18 protein-coding genes are annotated in these 23283 nt (G+C 51.8%); 15 read left to right on the top strand and 3 right to left on the bottom strand.

Going from position 1 to position 23283, the window contains the following annotated elements; translation table 11 throughout:
* Positions 1 to 138: 138 nt before the first annotated feature.
* Entirely contained in the window at positions 139 to 858 is a 720-nt protein-coding gene (locus KKG35_08940) for a glycosyltransferase family 2 protein (protein MBU1738250.1), read from the top strand.
* Between the two features lie 50 nt (positions 859 to 908).
* Positions 909 to 1229, top strand: coding sequence for a DUF2304 domain-containing protein (locus KKG35_08935; protein ID MBU1738249.1), 321 nt, complete (start codon positions 909 to 911; stop codon positions 1227 to 1229).
* 112 nt (positions 1230 to 1341) lie between these two features.
* Here the strand turns inward: KKG35_08935 and KKG35_08930 are convergent, their stop codons facing one another.
* Together KKG35_08930 and KKG35_08925 are read right to left on the bottom strand one after the other, a co-directional pair.
* Entirely contained in the window at positions 1342 to 2154 is an 813-nt protein-coding gene (locus tag KKG35_08930) for a glycosyltransferase (GenBank protein MBU1738248.1), read from the bottom strand.
* A 220-nt stretch (positions 2155 to 2374) separates the two neighbouring features.
* Positions 2375 to 3337, bottom strand: a complete 963-nt coding sequence (locus KKG35_08925) for a hypothetical protein (GenBank protein ID MBU1738247.1) — start codon at positions 3335 to 3337, stop codon at positions 2375 to 2377.
* Positions 3338 to 4164: 827 nt separating this feature from the next.
* On the opposite strand from KKG35_08925, the gene KKG35_08920 reads away from it, so the two are divergent.
* From KKG35_08920 to KKG35_08900, 5 genes are all read left to right on the top strand, one after another.
* Entirely contained in the window at positions 4165 to 5070 is a 906-nt protein-coding gene (locus tag KKG35_08920; GenBank protein ID MBU1738246.1) for a glycosyltransferase, read from the top strand.
* 351 nt (positions 5071 to 5421) lie between these two features.
* The gene (locus KKG35_08915; GenBank protein ID MBU1738245.1) at positions 5422 to 6459 is read left to right on the top strand and encodes a redoxin family protein; all 1038 of its coding nucleotides are present in this window, start codon (positions 5422 to 5424) and stop codon (positions 6457 to 6459) included.
* Between the two features lie 109 nt (positions 6460 to 6568).
* On the top strand, positions 6569 to 7729 hold the full coding sequence (locus KKG35_08910) for a cytochrome c3 family protein (GenBank protein ID MBU1738244.1): 1161 nt from the start codon (positions 6569 to 6571) through the stop codon (positions 7727 to 7729).
* A gap of 82 nt (positions 7730 to 7811) precedes the next feature.
* Positions 7812 to 9488: a hypothetical protein gene (locus KKG35_08905; protein ID MBU1738243.1), complete on the top strand. Its 1677-nt coding sequence runs from the start codon at positions 7812 to 7814 to the stop codon at positions 9486 to 9488.
* Positions 9489 to 9769: 281 nt separating this feature from the next.
* Positions 9770 to 10792 carry a hypothetical protein gene (locus tag KKG35_08900; protein ID MBU1738242.1) on the top strand — a complete coding sequence of 341 codons (1023 nt, stop codon included), beginning with the start codon at positions 9770 to 9772 and terminating at the stop codon, positions 10790 to 10792.
* Between the two features lie 55 nt (positions 10793 to 10847).
* Here KKG35_08900 and KKG35_08895 read toward each other — a convergent pair whose 3' ends face one another.
* Positions 10848 to 11063, bottom strand: coding sequence for a hypothetical protein (locus KKG35_08895; protein ID MBU1738241.1), 216 nt, complete (start codon positions 11061 to 11063; stop codon positions 10848 to 10850).
* A 418-nt stretch (positions 11064 to 11481) separates the two neighbouring features.
* Here KKG35_08895 and KKG35_08890 point away from each other — a divergent pair, with 418 nt between their 5' ends.
* From KKG35_08890 to KKG35_08855, 8 genes are all read left to right on the top strand, one after another.
* Complete coding sequence (locus tag KKG35_08890; GenBank protein MBU1738240.1) at positions 11482 to 13185, top strand: hypothetical protein; 1704 nt, start codon at positions 11482 to 11484, stop codon at positions 13183 to 13185.
* A 96-nt stretch (positions 13186 to 13281) separates the two neighbouring features.
* Complete coding sequence (locus tag KKG35_08885; protein MBU1738239.1) at positions 13282 to 15438, top strand: hypothetical protein; 2157 nt, start codon at positions 13282 to 13284, stop codon at positions 15436 to 15438.
* Between the two features lie 157 nt (positions 15439 to 15595).
* Positions 15596 to 16174, top strand: coding sequence for a penicillin-binding protein activator LpoB (locus tag KKG35_08880; protein ID MBU1738238.1), 579 nt, complete (start codon positions 15596 to 15598; stop codon positions 16172 to 16174).
* Between the two features lie 92 nt (positions 16175 to 16266).
* The gene (locus KKG35_08875; protein MBU1738237.1) at positions 16267 to 17937 is read left to right on the top strand and encodes a hypothetical protein; all 1671 of its coding nucleotides are present in this window, start codon (positions 16267 to 16269) and stop codon (positions 17935 to 17937) included.
* A gap of 102 nt (positions 17938 to 18039) precedes the next feature.
* The gene (locus tag KKG35_08870; protein ID MBU1738236.1) at positions 18040 to 18558 is read left to right on the top strand and encodes a hypothetical protein; all 519 of its coding nucleotides are present in this window, start codon (positions 18040 to 18042) and stop codon (positions 18556 to 18558) included.
* A complete protein-coding gene (locus KKG35_08865) occupies positions 18546 to 20189 on the top strand; it encodes a peptidyl-prolyl cis-trans isomerase (GenBank protein MBU1738235.1) in 1644 nt (547 codons plus the stop codon). Before KKG35_08870 ends, KKG35_08865 begins: the two co-directional genes overlap by 13 nt.
* A complete protein-coding gene (locus KKG35_08860; protein MBU1738234.1) occupies positions 20173 to 22119 on the top strand; it encodes a hypothetical protein in 1947 nt (648 codons plus the stop codon). The genes KKG35_08865 and KKG35_08860 overlap by 17 nt, the downstream gene beginning before the upstream one ends.
* Positions 22116 to 23282: a NapC/NirT family cytochrome c gene (locus tag KKG35_08855; GenBank protein MBU1738233.1), complete on the top strand. Its 1167-nt coding sequence runs from the start codon at positions 22116 to 22118 to the stop codon at positions 23280 to 23282. Before KKG35_08860 ends, KKG35_08855 begins: the two co-directional genes overlap by 4 nt.
* Position 23283 lies beyond the last annotated feature (1 nt).

Raw genomic sequence — 23283 nt, 5'->3', positions numbered from 1 at the left:
AATGTCGGATGGTTGGAGATTTATCAGAAAGTATTGTTTCCTGTTAATGAGGCTCTGGAGTGGTGGTTTCAGGTTGAGTAGCATATGTTTCACCACCGATGTGTGTGGTTTTGAAATTAGGGGTGGGGAGTGTAGCAATTGGAGCGGACTTTGAAAACGCTTATAATCGTTCCTGCTTTTAATGAGGAAGAAAACATTGCTGATGTTCTTGCGGATCTGGAGGCTTTTGCCTCTTCATGTGATGTGATCGTTATTGATGACGGCTCTAAAGATGGAACGGCAGATATTGTCGGAAGACGTGGTGTGTCGATACTGTGCCTGCCGTTTAACCTTGGGATCGGTGGAGCCATGCAGGCCGGCTATAAATATGCCCGGGACAACGGGTATGATCTGGCTGTACAGTTTGATGGTGACGGACAGCACCGTGCCGATCAGCTTGGCATTCTGCTTGACGGGTTGGTCACCGCCCGGGTCGACATGCTGGTTGGTTCCAGATTCACGGCAGAGGGGAGTTATGCCCAGGGGACCGCACGGATGATCGGGGGGCGGATTCTGTCGTTGGTGTTGTCAACTCTAACCGGCTGGCAAATTACGGATCCCACATCCGGGTTTCGGATTGCCGGGCCACAGGCGATCAGGTTTTTTGCCGAAGAATATCCGGATGATTATCCCGAGCCGGAAGTCATCCTCCTGCTGAAAAAAGTAGGGATGAACTGTAAAGAGGTGCCTGCTCTGATGTCACCAAGGGCAGGGGGGCGCTCTTCCATCACCCCGATTCGCTCCGTTTACTATATGGTCAAAGTGATCCTTGCCCTTATGATTGATCTGGTGCGTGCTGTCGGGTACAGGAAGAAATAAGTATTAAAGTCATGGTGGGTTTGTTTATGGATCGATTGCTCCTGTTCAGTGTGATCATCAATTTTCTTGTTTTTTTTGCGGTGATCGAGTTGATTCGCCGCAATCGTTTGAGCGAAAAGTATGCTCTCCTCTGGCTTCTGGCCACAGCGGCGATGCTGGTTTTTTCATTTTCAAGGGGATTGCTGCATGCCGTTGCTGGGTGGGTGGGTGTACTCTATCCTCCCTCCTTGATTTTTTTTACAGCCTTCTTTTTCCTAGTCATAATCAATATCCATTTTTCGACGGTCATTTCAGAGCTTTCAAAACAAAACAAAATTCTTGCTCAGGAACTGGCTCTCATAAAAGAGAAGATCGATGGCAGAGGAAACTGATGCTTTCAGATTTTTTTTGTTGTCTTATGGACAGAGAGTCTGCATTGCGTTTTGATTTTTCCACATCATAAATCTGAGAAAAATATTTGGTAGTGTCGAATGCACACATTCATCAAAATAAAAACTTCTTCAAACGATTAGCCAATGTTTTTAACATATAGGTTGTCAGGCATAAAGGATAAAACAGTCCATTCCGGCGTTGAGATTTCAACACTTCACGATAGGCGGAAAGTGGATTTGAGCCGCTTTTCCCCTCAAATGAGTATCTGGTGATCGCTGCATTAATCTCGTGAAACTTAACTCCTGCTTTTTGGGCTCGCAAGAACAAGTCATAGTCCATTGCATAACCATATTCGGGGTCATATCTGCCAATTTTCTCATATATTGAAGCTGGAATAAAAGTTGTAGAATGAAAATAGGGTGTATCAAAATAAACATATAGTTTCGGACAGGGCCTCGGCCTGATTACTGTACTCTTGTTACTCCAAACCCCAATCATGGAACCGTGCAAGATCTGATCTTCTTCCCCTGTAATTAGGGTTTTAGCCACCAGACGGAGTATGTTTGGCAAATAGGAATCATCGGCATTGAGAGTGCCGATGATTTTGCCATGGCAATGGAAGACCCCTTTGTTGAATGCGTCAGATATGCCCTGGTCAGGCTCGCTCAACCAGTAATCTATCTGGTCGTCATAGCGGCGAATTATTTCCAGCGTGTTGTCAGTAGAAGCACCATCGATAATTATATACTCAACGTTCTCATAACATTGCCCCAGAACGCTTTTGATAGCGTTTTCTATATGTCTTGCCCCATTGTAAACAACAGTGATGATACTGATGACGGGTTGTTCGGGTCGAGGTGTTCGTGTAAATCCACGTGTCCGTCGGCCGCCTTCGATTATTGTACAATTTGAATTATGCTGCATAACCCTGATTGTTGAAGGTAAGAGCATTATTGGTGAGTAAGTTCAAAACAAGATATCCGTTTCAGTTTAGATGTCGTTTATGCAAGGTGTTGTTTATCCGTTATAATGGGAAAACGGACTCACTAACCAATATTATTTTCAAGATGAATCGAGCAATCACTTCTAGAGGGTTGTTTTGTAGTGGATGAAATTGGTATTGTTTCTCAAGGAGTTGCGGGTGTTAATTGTTTATTATATCGTATATTTTCCTTAAAGGTGCCGTGATTCTCCAGCTGAGGCTTAATCTCATTTTCAACAACTCCTTTTCCAGATAGGATTCTCTTTGATTCTCTTTGTCCCTGTAGTATTTCAACTCCAGCTCTCTCAAATGACAGTCCAGGCAGGAACCACTCTTGTTTTTCATTTTTTCATCTGCCGAATGATAAAACACTTTTTCAGTCTCCCTGCGAATAAAGCCAACTATTGAATTTGCCAATAGTCCGTAGTCGGATTTTCTTTTTGATATCGTAATGCGAGTCATGAGGTCGCTATCGATAATGTTGTTGAAATCGGCCTCCATAAGGTAGCCAACAAGTTTTTCCCCAAACTCTGACATGTACCTCATATTCCAACGAAGCGGATGTTCAGCATGGTATGCGACAGGAGACAGTAACTGCTTGGTGGGGAGTTTCTTAAGTATACTGTAAAGAGGGAGCCAATGATCCCACCAAGGCACCCCAAGACAAAAGTCGGTTTTAATGAATTCTTTGATGAGAGATCGGGAAAAAAAGAAATAATCGTACCCAGGGTAAAATTCTTGGCCTTCAAGTGTGGATAAATTTTCCACATCAAATCGAGACCCAAAGAGCAATCCCTCCTGTACCTGGTTGGTGATAAAATTCTGAAATTCTGAATCACTATCAAGGTAAATATCCGAGTTTATTATGGCGCACACTTCTGCGCTGGATGAGTGTAACACTTCAAAGATGTCATCCAGAAAAATAAAGGGTCTTCCGGTAATACTTGATGCATCCCTTTTCGTCTCTTTAAACATAACATTGGGAAAATGTTCTTTGATCTGCTCGATTTCATTTTTCGAATTAACCGAAAACACCTTGAAACCGAGCTGCAACCAGCTTGAGATTGCATCTTTCTGCAAATCGATATTACGTGGTGCGATGCTTGTTGCAATTGGAATGGCCATTGTGCTTCCCTGAGAAGAAAAAAATACTATGAAAAAAGGATTGTGTTATCCCTTGATAAGTGGATGACAGGTCAAAACCATTATCTGTCCAGGGCCGTTAATTTTTTAATTGGGGCTGACCACCCCAATTCAACCAATTGAATATGTAAAGGATAATTGCGTCGGGTGTCAATAATAAACCCGGGGTGATGGTGATTCGCGTACTATGCTGATTTGTTTGAAAATCAGAGGAAAGTTAATGTCAACTCAGTCATATGTTGAAACGGGGTTAAACCTCGGTTGGGTTGTTTCCCTACATCGTGCTGCGTTTATGCCTGATATTCACGATTGAATACCCCGCTTGCGAGGAACGCGAATATTTTGCATTCAGCAAAAGAGCTTGCCCCTGGGGTTTTTATTTGTGCTTTCTGCACAGTTTTTTTGCTGCTTTGGGGGAAAGTGACTATATGGTGATGCGTATCTCGGACTCTCATCGAGAAAGATAAAGTTCTGTCGGTTACCCGAGGTGGCGGATGCAGTTTTCCATTACAAAACGTTAAAAGATGAGTGGTGGCATGGTCCCATGCTTCAATGTGGTTCCTCTGAAGAGTGAGTCTGTGCGCCAGCAATTCGGTAGGCGTGGCCGCAATATTGATGCCCGCTTGCCGTGTAGGTTTTTTTTATTCCATGTCTTCCTGCAAATGTTTGAATATAACACATGAGAAAATTCAACTAATGTGAATATGGAGTGAGTTTGAAAAAGGGTCTCAAACGACGAATGTTTTTCGATATACGAATTATCTGTTTTTTGTAATTTGTTTATGTTCGGTGAGCTGATGAGTAATTCAATGGAAAAACCAATAGTTTCTATCATTTTGAGAACGAAGAACGAAGCTTGTGCTTTGGAAAAAGTCTTAGAGTCGATATTCAAACAAAGACTTGATTTGACTTTTGAAGTCATTGTAATCGATTCGGGTTCAACTGATGCGACCCTCGATATTGCAAGACGATTCAAAACAAGAATATATGAGATTGATTCAACCGAGTTTAGTTTCGGCTTTTCCCTTAACTTCGGTATTGGTAAGGCCGAAGGAGGGATTGTTATCTGTTTGTCAGGGCACTGTATCCCTGTCGATACGCAATGGATGAAGCGTTTGGTGGCGCCACTTCTTGCTGATGTCGATATTGCTGCCACATTTGGCAGGCAGGAGCCAATCAAAGGCCTCAATCCTCTTGAAGAAATAATGCTTTTGAACCAGTTCTCTCCTGATGTGTATGGCGAGATCAAGGTTGTTTTCTCAAATGCCAACTGTGCGATACGAAAACAGGTTTTGGTTTCTCACCCGTTTGATGAAGTTGCAGTTGCTGCGGAAGATTTTATTTGGGCCAGAACATTACCAGACGGGCTTGGCATACAGTATGTGCATGATGCTTCCGTTTATCATAGTCACCCTTTATCACTAGAATACTGGAGCAAAAGATTCTATCGGGATGCCTTTTTTCGGGAATATATTAAGGGGGTATATGATCTGGAATGGCAGGGAATGATTCCCGGGTATGATGCAAGCGGGTTGTTTGTAAAACTCTTAAAGCAATTAGAATGGGGAGTCAGGGGGATCTCTGATATGGTGCTGTATATGACCAAGAACAGGTATTTTAAGCAGATGTTGCTGGTCCCTGTTTTTGTGGCGCTCTTTCATTTTAATAACTGGAAGGGGGGCAGGGATGGTAAAAGAAAATACGGAGGATCATGATGGGGCAGCCTCGCCGACACACAGGTTTTAAAATGTGTGTCGGCTTTCCGTGCCCAGAATCAAAGTGCTATAATTGATGGTAGCAAATATGACCGGGCGGTGAGTTTTTGCCTAACAAAAAAAGTCGCTCGAAATGTCTTGGTAGCTGTTGCAATTTTGGTTGTGAGAAGTTGCTTTTTTCTCGTCTTGGACGACAGAAAACAAATTTTGACAATTCCCTGTTTCCATGCTAGATTTCGGCGTTAAAAACAGTTGCGATCGGGGGAGGGCCTTGAAATGCTGGTGGTTTTCGGCTTTGTCAAGGAGGGGGAAAATCGGGTCGGATGCGGCCCGGGGACAAGGAGAAAGACATTGAGCAGCAGAATCAACTTCACGGCCTTGTGTATTGGTATTTCCTTTTCGTTCGTGTTTTTTTTCCATGGGACCGGAGAGGCCAACTCCTTTCCGTTCCGGTCGATCAATCCGGGCGACCAGCTGCCCGGAGTCACCGTCAAGAATATGCGGAGCCAGCAGGACACGACCCTCGACAAGTTCCAGGGCAAACCGCTGCTGCTGGTATTTATCGGCGCCGATATTCCCACCAAGAAAGAGCGTTCCATAAAGGCGCTGCAGGTTGTGCAGAAACTTGAACCCTTTGTCAAGGAAAAGGGGTTCACCAGTCTGGTGATTGATGTCCAGGGCGATGATTCCGGAGTGATCAATGAACTGATCTCGGCTACCGCCGTGACTCTGCCTTTTTATTCCGATGTCGACAAGTCGGCCTATGGCGGACTGGGAATATTCGTCATGCCTTCGATCCTGCTGGTTGCGGCAGACGGCAAGATCGTTGAAGGGATGGGTTACAGCAGTGATCTCTCCAAGCGCTTGAAAGGCGAAATCGAAGTCATGCTGGGAGAAAAAACCAGAGCCCAGGTTGAGGAGGAACTGCGGCCGGTTATGGTTGAGAAGTCCGCCGAGGAGAAGGGGGCCAAGCGTTATTTCAATCTTGGCAAGACCATGCTTGAGCGCGGGCAGCCGGAGTCGGCCATGAAGGAGTTCGGCAAAGCCATTGAACTGGAACCGGATATGGGTAAGGCTCACATCTACCTCGGATGTCTGCAGCTTGACGAGGGCAAGGTTGCCGAGGCCAAGGCGTCACTGGCCAAAGGAATGGAATCGGAGCCAGATTATCTGCCCGGGCAGATCTGCCAGGCGAGGATCAAGGCTAAAGAGGGCGCTCTGGATGAGGCGATGGATGACATCAGTTTCCTGATGATGCGGCATTCCCGCGACAGCTCCCTCCATTATGTTCTCGGCACCTTTCTTGAGGAGAAGAGTGGTGTCGGTGAAGCCGGCAAGGAGTATCGCAAGGCTTACGAACTGTTGCTGAAGAAATCACATGTCAAATAGCATGGGTTGCGACCTGTCTGCGTAACTTTTTACATAATCTAAGGAGAGAGCCTTGTCCTGTTCTGAAAGCAAAGCCGGTTATTTCCCCGTGTTTGGCGGAAACATTGCAATGAAGTTAATATTGGCGCTGGTTGTCCTGCCTGTTTTTTGTGCCGCCACCGCTTCTGCCGGGCAGATATCGGTATTGGCACCGGCTGAAACCGATCTGGTTTTGAATTCCCGGAACACGATCTTGAATGTCGTCGTCAGGGTTGACGACCAGAACGATCTTGCCAGATTGAGCCTTAAGGAAGAAAAGTCGGGCCAGGGGTACGAACCGGCAGGCCGCTATGAGAGGGAGAACCGCTATTATGTCCATTACCGGGTCCCGTTAAAAAAAGGGTCAAACACATTTACTTTGGCTCCCACCGGCAACAAGCTCAAAATCCGCTTCAATCCTTTAAGTTCTCTGTTGAATGTCGATTTTAACGCACCCAAATCGTACAGTTTTCACAAAACAGAAACAATTCCGGCCGAATGCGGCGGCTGTCACACGGATAAGTTGCCGGGCGAGGCCAGGATCGACAAGGTACTCTACGGGCGGTTTTCACCGGCATGTTATTCCTGCCACAGCGCGATGGTCTCCGGCAGGGAGTGGCGCCATTTTCCATCATCGGCCCTGCTCTGCCGATCGTGTCATCAGCCAGACCCGGAGAAGGATCTGCTGACGGTGCCGGCCGGCAAGATCGAGGAACTCTGCTTTCAGTGCCACGTCAACGAACGGAAGTGGCGAAATAAGGACAGCCATATCCACGGGCCGGTCGGCACCGGCGATTGCACGATCTGCCACGACCCACACGGCAGCGCCAACCGTTATCAGTTGCCTGCCGCCGGCGAAAAGCAGCTCTGTGTAATCTGCCATGTTGACAAAAAGAAGTATCTTGATCCGGGCCAGCAGAACTTTGCGGTGCATGGGATTTTAAACGCCAAAGGGTGCACGATTTGCCACAGCCCCCACGCCACCCAGTTCAGGTTTCAGCTGACCCATGAGATCAACGACCTTTGTGTCAGCTGCCACACCAACCTTGAAGGGGTCGAGGACGGGCATCCGGTCCAGAACCATCCGGTCAAGGGCAAGAGCGATCCTCGGAGAAAGGGCTTTCCCTTTACCTGTACCAGCTGCCACAACCCGCATGGCTCAAGGTATCAGTATCTGCTGATCGGCGACGTTCGGGGTGGGAACATTTGTGTGAAATGCCATAGCGCCAAGCAGGAAGCCGGCAGGAATTAACAAAGTCCTGCCCGTGAGCGGTCGAAAGCGGCACAGGTCATCTGCCGCCGGCTTTTATTGGGGTGGAGTCAGAGTGAGGATCATGGTTTCGATCATACAATCCAGCGAATTAAAATGCGTGCGGCGCGTTTTTGCCCTTCTTGCGGTTTTTGCCCTCATGCTTGTTTCCCACTCTTATGGGGCCAAAGATGATTTGATTCCGGTCCGGCTGATTACGGTCATCACCATCGACGACCAGGGGGCGCCGATATCTTTTCCCCATGAATTGGCGTATGACCCGGTCAACCGGGAAACCTATCTGGTCAGCGCCACCGGCCGGGTTACCATTTATAACCACAAATATTTTCCGGTGAGCTCATTCGGCCGGGGCCGTGGTGTGCATGCTCCTCAGGGGGTCGCGGTCGACGGCAAGGGGTATATTTACGTCTGTCAGGGCGATACCAACATCGGCTCGGCCTTGACCCCGCGCCTCACCATCTTTGACCCCGCCTTTTTCGTGAGCCGGGAGATCGTGTTCTCTCGAATCCCGGAACTTAAAGATTTTATTGCCCGGCGGATCGCCGTCAGCAATGAGGGGCTGATCTACCTGGTCGGATTTCGGGAAAGGGAAGCGTACCTCGACCGCTCCGGGGCGGCGGTCCTCTCCGCCGAGGGGGAATTCCTGCGCTGGATCAAGCCGATGGATCGGGTCTTCCGCCCGGTTGAGCAGATGCCTCCCCCTGCCGGCAAGGATGACCTGCCCCCGGCCGGGGAGGATGCGGCCGAAGGTGCGGTTGAAGATCTTCAACCGGATCTGCCTGCCGGGTTGCGACCAGGCCTGTCCGAGCGGGATCGGGATGATGAAGAGGAGACAGATCGTGAGGTCCCGGTCTATCTCTTCGATGTGGTCATCGATCCGAACGGCCGGATCTACCTGCTCAGCAGTGAGGTGAGCCGCATCTACGTTTACAATGCCAAGGAGGAATTCCTCTTCAAATTCGGGGAAAAGGGGGGGGTGGCGCGCAAGCTGTCCAATCCGCTCTCGCTGGCCGTGGACTACCCGCGCCGGACCATTTACGTGCTGGACTATATGCGGCATACGGCGCTCGCCTATGAATACGAAACCGGCAAATACATCTTTGAGTTCGGCGGGCGCGGTCTCGACCCGTTGTGGTTCAATTTCCCGAACCATATCGAGGTTGATGACGAGGGCAGGGTGCTTGTCTCCGATCTGTTTAACCGCCGGGTCCAGGTCATTGATCCGAACATGCAGGCCAGGCGCCCCCTGGCCGGGCTGGTTTCGCCGGAACTCGCGAGCGGATCATTGCCCGCCCCGGTTGAGAAAGCCTCTCCGCCTGAAGTTACGGTGGCCGAGCCTGCCAAGCCGGTTGCGCCGGCGCCGGTCATTGCCGCAGCCGGGCCTCCGGGCGCCGTCGTGGCGCCGGAGATTCCAGGCCTCCTTGCCGGAATCAATCCGATCCCGGACACCTCTCTGCCTCCCGCCCACCAGGTGCCGCCAAGGCCTCTGCCCGTCGCGCCGAAACAGCTTGTCCCGAGAAAGTTCAAGAGCCCGGTCGTAGCAATCTGGCCGCCGGTGGCGCCGGAGATGATTCAGGAGCCGGTAGTGGTGGCGGCAGTGCCTGAACAGGAAGCCGTGGTCAGTACGGTTGAAGCTGAACCCCTGCAGCGGGTCTTGCGGTTGCCCGCCTCCCTGGGGGTTTATGGCCCGATTGCCGCTTTGGGGTTGCTGGGCGGCTGGTTCCTCTACCGGAACAGATAAGTTGGCCTGAGGGTGGACGGCTAAAAAAATGATTCGCAGGTACCCACTGTGCTTTTTCCGTCGTGTGGAGAATCGAAGGTTTCCACGTAAAGTTGCGGAGCAGAGTAAAAACCGCTTGACTTGAAATTGTCGCCTGTGATATTATATTGCATAGTAAAAAAACCATGGTGGATTGGGGATTGTATTTATCTGGTTTTTTTACCGAAGAATTATGAAAGTAATAAGGGGAAGTGCTCCTTTCCGGAGCCTGAAAGCACTCAATTCATTAGGAGGAAAGAGAAATGTTGAACAAAAGGATTTTACTTGGATCGCTGGTCGCCGGGGCATTCATGCTGCCGATGGCCGTAAACGCTGGCGTTGTCTCCGGCCCTTGTGTGAACTGCCACACCATGCACAACAGCCAAAGTGGTGGTGCTGTAAATACTACTGAAGACACTTTGAATGCCAGTCTGCTCAAGGGCGCTGGCTGTGAAGGATGTCACGCCGATTCAGCTAACTCTGGCACCACCGGCAGGGGCACGGGTGCAGTTCCCGCCCCGCAGGTTAACGACGCTACCAACCCGAACCTGGCCGGTTACTTTGTGAATACCGCTTCGTATGTTGATGCCAATATGCATAACGTATACACGGATCTTGCTCTGGTGTTCACAGATGGTTCAAATGCTGGCACTCCTCCCGGCAGCACCCCGGGAACTGATGTTGCCACCTGCTCACGTTGCCATACGTTGGCGGGCGGTGGACACCACGGCAATGCTTCAACGGTCTATCGGATGCTCTTCGACGGATCCGGAACCGATATGGCTGCTGATGCCAACTACGGCGGCGGCGTTGGGGATGTGGTGAATGGCGTGAATTATCCGAACACCGCTGCCACGACCTATGACTCCGAATCGATGAACGAATTTTGCGCAAGATGCCACGGCGATTTCCATGGGGCAGGAATTACCGTGCAGGGCGGTCCGGATAAAGGACAGGGTACCCCTGCTGCCTGGCTCCGTCACCCAACGGATTACCGGTTGAATGACGGCGGTGCTACTTACAATTACTTAACCAATTATACCACCGCTGCCGTACAGGATGTGATTCCGCTTGGCACCAGCAGCAGCAATATTTTTGGCGGCGCTACCACAGCGGGTGTTAACACGTTGATGTGTATTACCTGTCATTTCTCCCATGGCGGACCGTATGCCGACCTGCTTCGTTTTGATTATTCGCTCCAGCAGGCGCAAATCACCGGAGGCACCAATACTCCGGGTTGCGAATCCTGTCACGGTTATGGTGTTGCCGGTGCGAGTGGTATGTAAGAAGTTGCGGGGAATTTTGTACTGCTGACTCCGGTCACAGTGTAATAAACGCACTTCAGGCCCCGATCTTCGGATCGGGGCTTTTTTTTTTCTTCGCCCCGGCGGCCATGAACCGGTTGCTGCTCTTGTGAGTGCATCCCCGCATGAACATTTTATCCCGTGGGAGCGACCTCCCGGTCGCGAACCACCTGGTAAAATCATCATTCCGTAAATCGCGCCGGCCTTGTGGAATTCGCAGCCGGGAGGCCCCGCCCACATAATGCCGGTTCATCCCGCAGCTCGTTGGAACGACCTCCCGGTGGGAAACCACCTCTCAAGCCATTTATTTACCGCCGCCGGGAAATGAATCAATATTCAATCGCAAACCTTTCTTCTTGACAAATCAGAGGCTTATAGTAATTTTCCGGTTATTGCGTTTCTTCAGGTGGCGTAAGTCATTTGGATCAACTGGGCTGTTCTTTTTACCGTTGATACCGCAAGGGCATAATTTCCGATGTTACACAGGTCCGCTTATCGGTACCGGCAGGCGTAGCACAACGCAGAGCTTTTCACCCTTCGGGTATAAGTTTCGTATGAGCAGGCAAGCTGCACAACTCAAGCTTTTCACCCTTCGGGTATAAGTTTCGTATGAGCAGGTAAACTGCACAACTCAGCTTTATTAAGAGAGGGAGATTATGGGGAGGAAGCAGATGACGTATTTGGGTAGAAGACGGGCGTTGGCCTTAGTGGCGGCTGCTTTGGCCATGGTTTTAGTGCTGTTTCAGTCTGAAGAAGCGTTGGCTGCCGGTTTCAGTGTGCGATCACCACAGAATGGAGTCTGGGTCAGTGAAAGCAAATTGTATCTGGCCGGCGCAGGAGCCACTTCAAAAACCGTCGCGGTGAGCGGGGTTGATACCGGCGCCGCCAAGGGCCAGGTTCCCGTCCAGGAAGGCGGCGCCTTCGGCGACTTCATCACTCTCAATAAGGGCATGAACACGATCAAGCTGGTGGCCGGAAACGACAAGGCCGAACTGAAGGTTTTTTATACCCCTGATCGAAAAAAACAGGCGCCTCCTGCCGATTTCAAGAGGCTTTATCTTCATCAGAAGCCAGGTGCATTAAATTGTCAGGAATGTCACCGACTTCGCAAGGGGGTATATGATTATAAAAAGATTGTCCCGGCGCGCTCCGATTGCACCACCAAATGTCATTCCGATAAGGGGAAGGCAAAGCATGTCCATGGGCCGGTCGGCGCCGGGGTCTGTATATCCTGCCACAGTCCGCACGGTTCTCTGGAGCCAGGCTTCGTCCAGCGCAAGGGGCAGGAGCTTTGTACGGTCTGCCATCAGGCGAGAAAGGAGGAGTTTGAGCAGAAGGTCATCCACTCTCCGGTTGAGGAAGGGTGTGTCGAGTGCCATAATCCGCATGAGTCCGAGATGCGCTACCAGCTGAATGCCAAAGGGGAATCGGTGAGCGCCCTGTGCTTCAAATGCCACGAGCAGGGCATTTTCATGAAGGAAAACCAGCATGGTCCGGTCCAGGAGGGTGATTGCATCGCCTGCCACAGGCCGCATTCCTCGCCGAATAAAAGTTTGCTCATCGCCCCGCCTGACGGCGGGCAGTTGTGTTTTGAGTGTCATGAAGACCGCAAAGCGGAGTTTGTGATGGAATTTATCCATGCCCCGGTCCAGGAGAATTGTGCCGAGTGTCATGATCCGCACAGCGCCAAGGCAAAATATATGCTGAAACGCCCCGGGGGGGAACTCTGCAAGATGTGTCATGTTGAGGCCACTCCGGAAATATATCAGGCGATTACGACCGCCAAGGTCAAACATCCCCCGGTCGATGAGGGTGATTGCGTTGCCTGTCACCGGGTCCATTCTTCCAACTATGCCTCAATCCTCAAGGACTCTCTGGAGAAACTCTGTCTTTCCTGTCACGACACCTTGGGAGACATTATCGCCGAAAGCAAGAACCGGCACGGTCCGGTCAAAACCGGGGACTGTACCGCTTGTCATAATGTGCATGGCTCACAGTTCACCAAGCTCTTGGCCCGGTATTATCCGACCAATTTCTACAGTGAATATGGGCCGCAAAAATACGACCTCTGTTTCGGCTGCCATAATAAGGACATCGCCAAAACCAAGAACACGGATTCCTTGACGAACTTCAGGGATGGAACCTACAACCTACACTTTTTCCATGTGAACAGCGAAAAAGGCCGGACCTGCACGGCGTGTCATGATGCGCATGCCAGCAACCAGCCCAAGCATATTCGCTATGAGGTTCCGTTCGGGGCCTGGAGCTATCCGATCAACATGACCAAAAACGAAAGCGGCGGCGGGTGCGTGGTCGGCTGTCATGCCCCGAAGGATTACGATCGGAAGAAGGCAAAAAACAAGCCGAGCCGTTGAGATTTGAGCCCCGGTGGCCCGCGTATCATTCTGCCGCCGGGGCTCGTTATGTTTTCAGGATGGCTAAGTCCAGCCTGGTTGTGCCAGGGGGGGAAGATGTTTAAAGGAGGTTTGTTGTCTTGTGTCCTGTTCCGGGCTCTGCTCGTCTGCGCTCTGTTGCTTTTTCAGGTGCCTGCCGAGGCCTGGATCAATTACAACGGGTCGCAGAATGTCAACGAGATGGAGGACGGTCGGCTTCTCCAGTCTTCCAGTCAGAGGGTGTCGGTTGATGCCGTACAGATGCTTTCCGACCGGACAACAACGCAAGAATCGGTTCTCATCCATTCCTCCTGGAGCCAGGGGTACGGTATAACCGCCGGCGCCAGGCGGGACACGTTGTCCCCTTCCATGTCCCTGCTGGTGAACAACGACATTTTTCTTTTGGGGGTTTCAGGCTCCGCCAATCACTCCCTTGGCGATTCTTCGCAATCCAGCGACTCCGATACTACGGAACTCCAATGGTCGAGCAAGTGGTCGAAACCTTTAGTTCCCACCCTGCAAATGTCGGTCAGTCAGCGTAATACCTATGATACGCTGGATCCTCATTTGACTGATAAAGAGGATCAAACCTTCAACTCAGCGCTGGAATGGCAGGCCGGTTTTGTGCAATTTTATTATAACTTTACCCAGGAATCCGGAACCGACAGGGTTGCGCACTCGGAAAGTGATACCGTGGCTCATCTTGCCCGGCTGTCTGCAAATCGTGAATTTCTCGACAAGCGCTTGCGGTTTCATTTCAGCCAGGATTTCTCGGAAAACACAAGCGCCAGTTCCCAGCATTTCGTCGGCAGCGGCAGCGTGAGAGTTCCCGGGCTGGTGTTTCAGGCCTATGCGGGGGCGGACCCCAACCCGATCGACAGTAACGATTTTGCCCTGCCGTCAACAATTCCGAACGTGAACATCCCCGCCCTGGCCGATGGCGACACGACCATTTCAGCCTATACGGCGACACCCCTGACCAACGACCACACGATCATCGTTCGGGTCGGCAACAGTCCGGTCGATCTGATTTATCTATATACCGATGTCGATCTTGGCGCGAATTCCATCGCCTTGAGTAACTGGCGGCTGTACACGAACATCCTGGTCAACACGCCTCCCTTTACCTGGACTGATGAAACTTCCGTTATCTCCGTTTCCCCCCCTGTCAGCTACGATTCCGTCAACCGTCGATACGTGATCGCACTTACTTCCGCCATCTCGCAAAACTATCTAAAGTTCGTGATGGACAATACGCTGGCGGGGGTCAACGTTCAGGTGACCGAGGTCGAGGTCTCAAGCCTTCAGACCGGGACCCCTGGGTCCACCACCACCTCGGAGTCCCGGACCTCGCACATTAGCACCGGGCTGGGAGTAGGGTATAAGATCAGTGAGCGGATGCAGCTGAACTATCAATTTGATAAGCGGCTCGCCGATGAAGCCATTGGAGAGGATACGGACCAGACCGGGCACAGTTTTAGCCTGCACTTTAACAGTCCAAGGCATAGGTTTGGCTCGACCCTGAATTTTTCGGACCGGATAACAATTCAGGATACTGCCTTATCGTCTGTCGAAAGAGAGAGCAGAGCGTTCAGTTTCTCGTTGCAGAAAGGTTTTCTGCCAACGTTGGATGGTGGCGTCAGCGGAAACATCAACGACCATTACCTGGGAGGAGAAAAGACCTCAACCAATGGATATTATTCCTTTGTATTGAGCGCCAGGCTCTATCCCGACCTTGAGTCGAGTTTTGACGGCCGTTATAGTGTGAGTAAACAGTTAGTCAGTGAAAATAAAACCGAGTCTTATGGTTCTGGCTTCTCGCTTACCTCGCGTTTACGTCCGTCACTGAGCATGACACTTGATGAGAGGTATGAAGTGTCGCGACTGGAGACCGGCGTCAGCGAAAAATACGCCTCCGGCCTGTTGTGGACCTGGCAGTCTTCCGAGGTGATGTCGATCAATGGGTCTCTGCGTCATGAAACCGGTGATAATTTTACAGATCGGATTTCTTTTGGTAGTAACCTGGCGCTGCGGGTCGGTTATCGGATGCAGTTGGAAATTCTTTATTCGGCCACCGAGCAACTCCTGTTGACCCAAAGCGGGACCCTCACCTGGCGCTGGACCCTGGGCAAAGGGCTTTTCTGGCGGACCGGCGTTGACTATGTGCAGTTGGAAGGGGCCCAGAGGAACCATGTGAAGTTTTTTTCCAGCCTGAGCTTCAGGTGCTCACTGTAGTATGTATATGTTAAAGCTGATTTTTATGAAAGATCCTGGCCGGGCCCGAGGTGGCCGGTGGTTTATCAATCTGTTGAGTGGCGCTGTTCGTCGCTCCCGCTTCTTGGCGGGACCGGAGCAGCTCGTCGATTCATTCATTCGAAAAAGGAGAAAAGGGATGCGGAGATTCTCCCTGGTTTGTTGTCTGGTTTTGGTTGGCATTCTTGTTTGCGGGTGCAGCGGTAGGTTCACCTATGAGGAGTTTCTTCGGGAGGATGTGGACCTGTCGGCGGTGACCCGTATTGCCGTACTGCCCTTTAGAAACTATACCAAAGAAGAGTTTGTCCAGGAACGGGTCCGCAATGTCGCGATCACCCAGCTTCTGGCCCTGGGGGTTGCCGACGTGGTCGATCGCGGGATTGTCGATAGTGTCATGGCCGAAGAGGTGATTGATCCGAATTCCTCGGTAGATCTTGTCAACCTCAAGCGTCTCGGCCAGCGTTTAAACGTCCAGGCCTTTCTGCTCGGCTCCATCGACTTGATCGACAACAGGCAGGGAGCTTCGACTGCTTACCCGCAGTTGGCGGTCACCCTGCGGCTTGTTGATGCCCAGGCTTCGCTGGTGATCTGGCAGAGCAGCGGCCGCTGGACCTCTGAGACGGTTGCCGGTAGGATATTCGGCTCAGCACCGACCGACAGCTTTCATATCACCTTGAAATTGTTGGGCAAGATGCTGAAAAGTCTTGGCAATAAATAACTGGAATGATTGAGGGATTTGTGATATTATGATTTGTTCTAAAAGGGGTTAGCATTGTACAGCGTGTAGCCGGCAGCTTGGGGGCGGTCATTATGGCCGATGCTGTAACGGGGGTAGGGAAAATGTTGTCCAGATATCTAATGTGTGCCGGGATGCTGGTCTGGCTGGCGATAGCGTCGCCCGTTGGAGCTTTGACCCTGGCGGTTTTCCCCATCGAAGACTTGAGCCAGGGGCAGAACGGAGTGAGCCATGAGTTGACCAGCTATCTGGCTTGGGACATGGACCACAAGGGCTTCGATGTTCTCGCGCCGGAGGCGATCATTTCCTTTATGGCCAGAAACCGGGTCCGCTGGCTCGGCTTTCTTGACACCCGCCACATCCTGCTTGCCAGGGAAGAGCTTGGCGCAGACCTTGTCCTCTTCGGCACCATGTCTCTTCGTCAACAAAAACTCTCACCGTCAATGGGTCTTACTCTCTATCTGGTCAGGACCACTGATGCGCGCACTGTCTGGACCGGCACCGGCGGCTTGAGTCAACAGGATATCGTTAAACTCCTGGGTATCGGTGAGCCGGAAAATGGCGAGGGGTTGTTGCCGATGCTCGCCCAGAATGTCCTGGGAGAGTGGCCCGAAGAGCTTGCCTTTACCGATAAGGAGCAGCATGCCCTGGAAATTGAAGGCATCGAGCTCTCTCCCTCCCACGTTCGCCGTGGCGACAAAGTGGTCTGCCGGGTGGATTTGCGTAAAAACTGGGCGGAAGAAGACCGGCCGAGGGTTTACTTCAAGGCCGCCGGGCGGGTTTATCTGGCTGAGCAGTCAGATGATGGGGCTTCATACACCGGCGAATGGGAGGTTGCGGACAAGGACGGTCGTTATCCGGTCACTCTGGTGATCAACTGGGTTTCAGGGCATAAGAAGGTCGCCTTTCTTGGCGCTTACAGTGTAGACACGACACCGCCGAAGCTTGTCCTTGACCTCAAGGGGGTCAGGCTGGAAGGGACGGTCGCTTTTCGTGATCAGGTGATCATCATTCCGCGCATGCTGCGCCGGGAACCCGTGGCGAGATGGAAGCTTACGGTGGAAGACGAGGCGGGGGAAGAGCAGACCAGTTACAACGGCTATGGGCAAATGCCGAAACGTTTTGTCTGGGACGGGAGGGGGAAAAACGGTTTTCCGGCCGCCGAAGGGGTTTATCGGATCAGCCTGCAGGTCTGGGACCGGGCCGATAATATGGCGGTCTCCTCGGAGCCGGTCGCAGTGGCCAGGACTCCCCCGGCCATGGTGCTTGAGGCGAAAAACAGCGGACGGGATATGATTGTTGACCTGGACCACGAAGGCAAGGTCCCCCTGGCCTTCTGGCGGATGGAGATGCGCACTTCCTCCGGCGAGACGATCAAAGTTGCCGAGGGAGATCAGCTCCCGGTGAGGATGGATCTGCAGCTTCCGGGCAAGACGATCAAGGTTGCGGACACCCTTTTCCCAACTGCCGGAAAGACGAGCAAGGTGATCAAGGTTGCGGAACGTTTGGTCCCCCCGGAAGCCAAGAGCAATATTGTCAAGGTTGCCGAAGCGGACCCGCTGATTATTGATGTGGCGAATCCGGAGGACAAGGACACCCGGAAAGTTGAATGTACTATTGTCCTGCGGGATATTCTCGGCAACGAAACCAAGCGAAAAATATCAGATCTCGAATCGCTGGCCGTTGAACAGGAAGTGCAAAGCGAGGAGAATCTTCCGAGGCCGGTCTGGGATGAAGAGTTTTAACTGCGTATGAAAAAAGTCCGGCAAAGCATATCTGTTTTCCTGAATGTTGTCGTATTGACAGCCTTGACCTCATCGTGCTCCTTTAGGGAACCACCGGTCCTGATGAAGATGGCGCCCCTGCCTGATGACGGCTTGATCTGTCGGGTTGCGGTTCTTCCTTTTGCCAACGAAGCGAGCTATTCCCAGGCCGATAATATTTTTGGCCGTGTATTTGTTTCCGAGTTGATCAATACCGGCTTTCTTCTTTCCCAGGAAGGGGATGTCCGCAAGATTCTCAAGCAGATGATGGTCATCCCGGGCTTGATGCCCAGTGTGGAGCAACTCCGGGCCATTGCCGATCGCCTGGGCGTTCAGGTTATCGTTATCGGCTCGGTGGTCGAAATGCGGGACAAAGACCGTTATGGTCAGAAGCTAGATCCCTCCGCCGCTGTGATCCTCAGGATTATCGAAGCCGATTCCGGGCGGACCCTTTGGACCACTTACGCACGCCGGGAGGGCAAAGAGTACAGAAAGGTAATGCATTTTGGCCTGATCAACTCGGTTACTGCCCTTTCAGAGAAAATGGCGGCAGAAATCATTGAAACTTGGTTCGAGGGAGGAGTGAAGAAATGCGCGGAGTGACCGGGAAAATTCTGCTGTTTGGGCTGGCTGCTCTCATGCTTTCCGTTGGTGATGCGTACGCCTGGGGCAGTGACAAGATGGTTATTGTGAATGACCGGGAATATACGATTGATGACTTTCAGCATTGGTGGCTGTACTGGAACAACAATAAACCCGCGCCATTGCCGCAATCCCCTGAGGGTTTTGTAGATTTTCACCTGCTGGCCCAACAGGGCGAGGAGATGGAGTATTTTCGGCGGCCCGACTTTATCCGGAAGGTCGAAATTTTTTTGAAATTCAGGACGATGATGCTTCTCAAGAGTGAGGAAGTCGATGCGAAGATTTCCGTCTCTGACGATGATATCGAAAAATACTATCGGGAGGCATACACACCCATCTGGCTTCTGCAGATCCAGACTTACGACGATATGGAAAAGGCGAGGTTGGCATATGAAAAAATGCTCCCCTACAAGGGCCAGCCGGCCGGTCGACTTGTCTTTGCCGACCTGCAGGGCCTAGGCAGTGAAGCGGGTGGGCCGCTTGCTCATGAGGAGTCGAAGGTGACTCCCGATGCCCTCAGCGCCAACAAAATGGTCAACTGGCTCGAGGTAGTGCGACGAACGGAGGTTGGCGCTGTTGCAGAGCCTTTTACATTTCCCGATCAGCCTGGAAAGTTTGTTTTGTTGCGGGTCGACGGTGTGGAGCAGCCGGCGGAGAGCGACCTGATCCATAGAAAGGAAAGTATCAGGAGCAAGATTGTCAAGCGGGAGAGGGGGCGTCTGACTTATGAGCTCATCGAGAGATTGAAAAAGAAGTATGAGGTGGAGGTCGATGATAAACTTCTCGTAGAAATTGTTCCCGACCAGGAATACCCCGCCGATTTTCTCGACCGCCCGGTCATTACTATGCAGGGCATGGAAATTTCGGTCGGCCTGTATCTGCAGAATTTGCGCAATGAAATAAAGTCCCGACCGGGGCTCAGCCTAGAGCAGGTCAAGAAGATTACAGAGGATGGGATTGTTTCCCAGACCTTAATAACCAAGGAATCTATAAAACGTGGCTACGAAAAGGAGCCTCCTCTGAAATGGGGGTATGAATTTTACCGACAGAACCATCTGCGGGCGCAGGTAGAGAAGGGTCTTCAGGAAAAGATCGAGATCACCGAGGATGATATTCTTGAATATTACCGTCAGAATGGTGCCGCTTTTAATGACGCCGAGATGATTACTTACGCGATTATCGAGGACGAAAAAGAGATTATTGACAAAATCTGGAGCGGTGTTTTGACCGGCGCTGATTTTTTTGACCTCGGGAAGAAATATGACAAAGAGGAGCGCATTGTCAGCGGAGAACGTGATAAGATGGTGCCAGTTCTCGGGGTGGCTGCCGACAGGTTGGTGAAAGGGGAGGTTGCAGCCCCGGTGCAAACCGATCTGGGTTACGCGCTGATCAAATTGCTCGACCGAAAAACTGGAAACAAGAAAACGTTTGACCAGGTCCGGGACCAGGTTGTGGAGATGGTCCGGAAAGTCAAGTTTGACGAGGCGAAAAGAGAGTATCTGCAAAAACTGAGATCGCTTTCTAACATTAAAGTTGATTATAAAGTCTGGAAAAAAATCGTTGAAGAGTCGGAGAATGAAAGCAAAAAGTAAACGGATCATATTGGTTCTCATTCTGCTGGCGCTTGCGGCCGGATGCGGCACCACAGCCCAACCGGGAAAAAAGGCCCGGAAACACTGCTTTGACTGCCATCCAGAGCTTGCGGTGAAATACAAGCAGGGCGTTGTCCATGCGCCTGTTGCCCAGGATGACTGCAGGGCGTGTCATCAGCCGCACGGAATGATAGGCGGGCTGTATCTGCGTCAGGATCCGCCGCGCCAGTGCTTCGAGTGCCATCAAAACAAGATTGCCGAGATCAGCAAGAAGTTTATCCATGAGCCGGTCGCGAAGGGGAAGTGCACGACCTGTCATGAGGTCCACAACAGTCCCAATGCGAGACTCCTGAAAGGCAACGGTTTCGAGCTCTGTTACCAGTGCCATGAGCGCAGCGGTTTTGAGAGAAAGGTCGTGCATGCTCCGCTGGCAAATGGCTGTTTTGTCTGCCATACTTCTCATGCCTCCGACAATCAGGCGTTGCTGAAGGATGAGCATGTCGCGCTTTGTGTTTCCTGTCATGACCCTGCCAAAGAGACTTTCAAGACGGCCCATTTCAATTTCCCGGTTACCAGTGAGTGCGGTCTGTGTCATACCCCTCACAGCTCCGACAGCAAAGGGTTGCTGAAGGCCTTTGTGCATAGTCCCGTGGTTGCCGGGCAATGTGGATCTTGCCACCAGAGCGATGCGGGCGTGATGAAGGCTAAAGGCGCAGCAGATTCACTCTGTTCCGCATGCCACACTCAGGCTGTTGGTCCGGGTCTTCTCCTCCACGCGCCGTATGCTGAAGGTGCCTGTTCAAGTTGTCATGCGGTCCACGCGAGCGACCAGCCGGCCATGTTAAATTCTTATCAGGGGGTGGTATGCTCCGCCTGTCACGAACAGACAAAGAGGGCGGATGATGACAAAAACTCAAGCGCCCACCTTCCTTTCAAAAAAGGAGAGTGCCTTTCCTGTCATTTTGGACATGGCTCGATCACGAAGCCGCTGCTGATCGCGCCGGGGAAGACTCTTTGTGTAGAATGCCATGACCGGAAGCTGTATGGAGGCGGCAAGAATGCGCACCAACCCGCCGCCGCGGGCGAGTGTCTTGGGTGTCATTTCCCGCATGAGGCAAAGGAAAAAGGGCTGCTGCGGGTCAAGGAAGAACCGCTCTGTTTTACTTGCCATGCCCCGGTTGCCGAAGAAAAGGGGATGTTCAGCCTGCATCGGCCTTTTAACGAAGGAAAGTGTACGGGATGCCACACACCGCATCAGGCTGAAGGGGGATCATTGTTGAAGGCCCCTCAGGAGAACGGAAGGTTGTGTCTCCTCTGCCACAAGGAAAAAGAGGCGGAGATGGCCGAGGAGAAGAGGCATGCTCCTTTTGCCGAAGGGGGCTGCGTCGAGTGTCATGCGCCTCATGCCGGTGATTTCCCGTTGAATTTCAAGCAGAAAAATGGCGAATTGTGCCTGAAATGCCATGATGCCATTGGGGCGAAGATTGCGGCCGACAAGGTGCGGCATGCTCCTGTTGCCGCGCTGGATTGCACTGCCTGCCATCAAGGGCATGGATCGGTGAACCAGGCCAATCTTGGCAAGAAGGTCCCTCTTCTGTGCCTCTCCTGCCACAAGCAGGTCGCCCAGTACTGGGAGGACGGGGTTGCCCATGAGCCGGCCCGGCAGGATTGCGGCAAATGCCATGATCCTCACGGATCGCAGTTCTCCTTTTTGCTGGTCAAGGAGGGCGGTAAGGTTTGTGGAAGCTGTCATCAGGTGAATGAGACTTTTATGGCTGCGCACCAGAATATCAAACCTGCAGCGGATTCCTGCCTGAACTGTCACGATCCGCATGGAGGGCTTGACAAAGCGCTGCTTTTTCCAGAAGCACACACGCCTTTTAAAGAGGGGAAATGCACGCCCTGTCATTCCGGGAGGGCTGGGAAATGAAGAAAATGATGGTTTTGCCGTTCTCGGTGCTGTTGGTAATGGTTGCGGTTGTGCCCGCTTTTGCCGGGGTGGTCTGTTTCAAATGTCATGCGGAAAAGGCTTTTACCGGGGCGGTGGTTCACAGCCCGGTTGCCGAGGGGGAGTGCACAATCTGCCACAATCCCCATGTCGCAAGGTTCAAAGGGCTTCTGCATCGTGAAGTTGCCGCAATGTGCTATACCTGCCATGACCCCATCGTTAATGAACACGACGACAGCCTGATCCACAGGCCGGTGCGGCTGGGAGATTGTCTGGCCTGTCACAACCCTCATGCCGCAAAGGGAAAAGGGCTGCTTAAGGAGGAACAGCAAGGCGCCGGCTGTTTCAATTGCCACAAGGATCTGACCAGGGAGTATAAGGTCTCTCACGCTCCCTATGCCAAGGGAGAGTGTTCTGCCTGTCATCTGCCTCACCAGGCGGAGCAGATTCAGCTGTTGAAGAGTGAGCCGGAAAAGCTCTGCCGGTCATGTCACAAGGGGGAACTGCCCCGGGGGCACCAGGGGTTTCCCGGCAAACCGGCGGCGTGTCTGACTTGTCATAACCCGCATGGCAGCAGTCGGGCCGGGATGATGCGGGAAGTGTTCCATGCGCCGTTTGCCGAAGGATGCGGGGACTGTCATGAAGGAGGCGGCAAGGTCGGGATCGACAAATGCCTTGAGTGCCATGAAGAGGTGCGGAACCAGGTCAAAAACACGCATAGTCATTTGACCGGGAAAAAGGGAAACAGTTGTATCAACTGTCATTCACCCCATGCTGCTGATAACACAAAACTTTTCCGGAACCGCCAGATTCAGGTCTGCCGAACTTGTCATCAGGACACCTTCGCCAGCTATGTTGACAAGCTGCACAGTCATCCGGATACCGGCACCTGCGGCGACTGTCATGAAGTCCACGGCTCGGTCAATCTTGCCATGCTTAAAGGAAACGGCAATCAGGTCTGCAGCAGATGTCATGAAACCCAGGGACAATTCACTCATCCGGTCGGAGAGACGGTTCTTGATCCGAGGACGGGCCTGGCGATGACCTGTGTGAATTGCCACTATCCCCATGGCACCGATTTTCAGTTCAACCTGAAATTAGACGGGTCCAAGGACCTTTGCATCCAGTGTCACAGAGGGTACTGAT

The sequence above is a fragment of the Pseudomonadota bacterium genome, from assembly GCA_018823285.1.
Taxonomy (GTDB): Bacteria; Desulfobacterota; Desulfobulbia; order Desulfobulbales; family JAGXFP01; genus JAHJIQ01.
The sequence above is the reverse complement of the archived record's forward strand: the minus strand, read 5'-3'. Positions and strand labels throughout refer to the sequence as shown.

Coding starts and splice junctions, on each gene's coding strand:
- KKG35_08890 (MBU1738240.1), top strand. CDS start 11,482: ATGACGTATTTGGGTAGAAGACGGGCGTTGGCCTTAGTGGCGGCTGCT.
- KKG35_08885 (MBU1738239.1), top strand. CDS start 13,282: ATGTTTAAAGGAGGTTTGTTGTCTTGTGTCCTGTTCCGGGCTCTGCTC.
- KKG35_08880 (MBU1738238.1), top strand. CDS start 15,596: ATGCGGAGATTCTCCCTGGTTTGTTGTCTGGTTTTGGTTGGCATTCTT.
- KKG35_08870 (MBU1738236.1), top strand. CDS start 18,040: ATGAAGATGGCGCCCCTGCCTGATGACGGCTTGATCTGTCGGGTTGCG.
- KKG35_08930 (MBU1738248.1), bottom strand. CDS start 2,154: ATGCAGCATAATTCAAATTGTACAATAATCGAAGGCGGCCGACGGACA.
- KKG35_08910 (MBU1738244.1), top strand. CDS start 6,569: ATGAAGTTAATATTGGCGCTGGTTGTCCTGCCTGTTTTTTGTGCCGCC.
- KKG35_08905 (MBU1738243.1), top strand. CDS start 7,812: ATGGTTTCGATCATACAATCCAGCGAATTAAAATGCGTGCGGCGCGTT.
- KKG35_08900 (MBU1738242.1), top strand. CDS start 9,770: ATGTTGAACAAAAGGATTTTACTTGGATCGCTGGTCGCCGGGGCATTC.
- KKG35_08865 (MBU1738235.1), top strand. CDS start 18,546: ATGCGCGGAGTGACCGGGAAAATTCTGCTGTTTGGGCTGGCTGCTCTC.
- KKG35_08855 (MBU1738233.1), top strand. CDS start 22,116: ATGAAGAAAATGATGGTTTTGCCGTTCTCGGTGCTGTTGGTAATGGTT.
- KKG35_08920 (MBU1738246.1), top strand. CDS start 4,165: ATGGAAAAACCAATAGTTTCTATCATTTTGAGAACGAAGAACGAAGCT.
- KKG35_08860 (MBU1738234.1), top strand. CDS start 20,173: ATGAAAGCAAAAAGTAAACGGATCATATTGGTTCTCATTCTGCTGGCG.
- KKG35_08875 (MBU1738237.1), top strand. CDS start 16,267: ATGGCCGATGCTGTAACGGGGGTAGGGAAAATGTTGTCCAGATATCTA.
- KKG35_08925 (MBU1738247.1), bottom strand. CDS start 3,337: ATGGCCATTCCAATTGCAACAAGCATCGCACCACGTAATATCGATTTG.
- KKG35_08895 (MBU1738241.1), bottom strand. CDS start 11,063: ATGAACCGGCATTATGTGGGCGGGGCCTCCCGGCTGCGAATTCCACAA.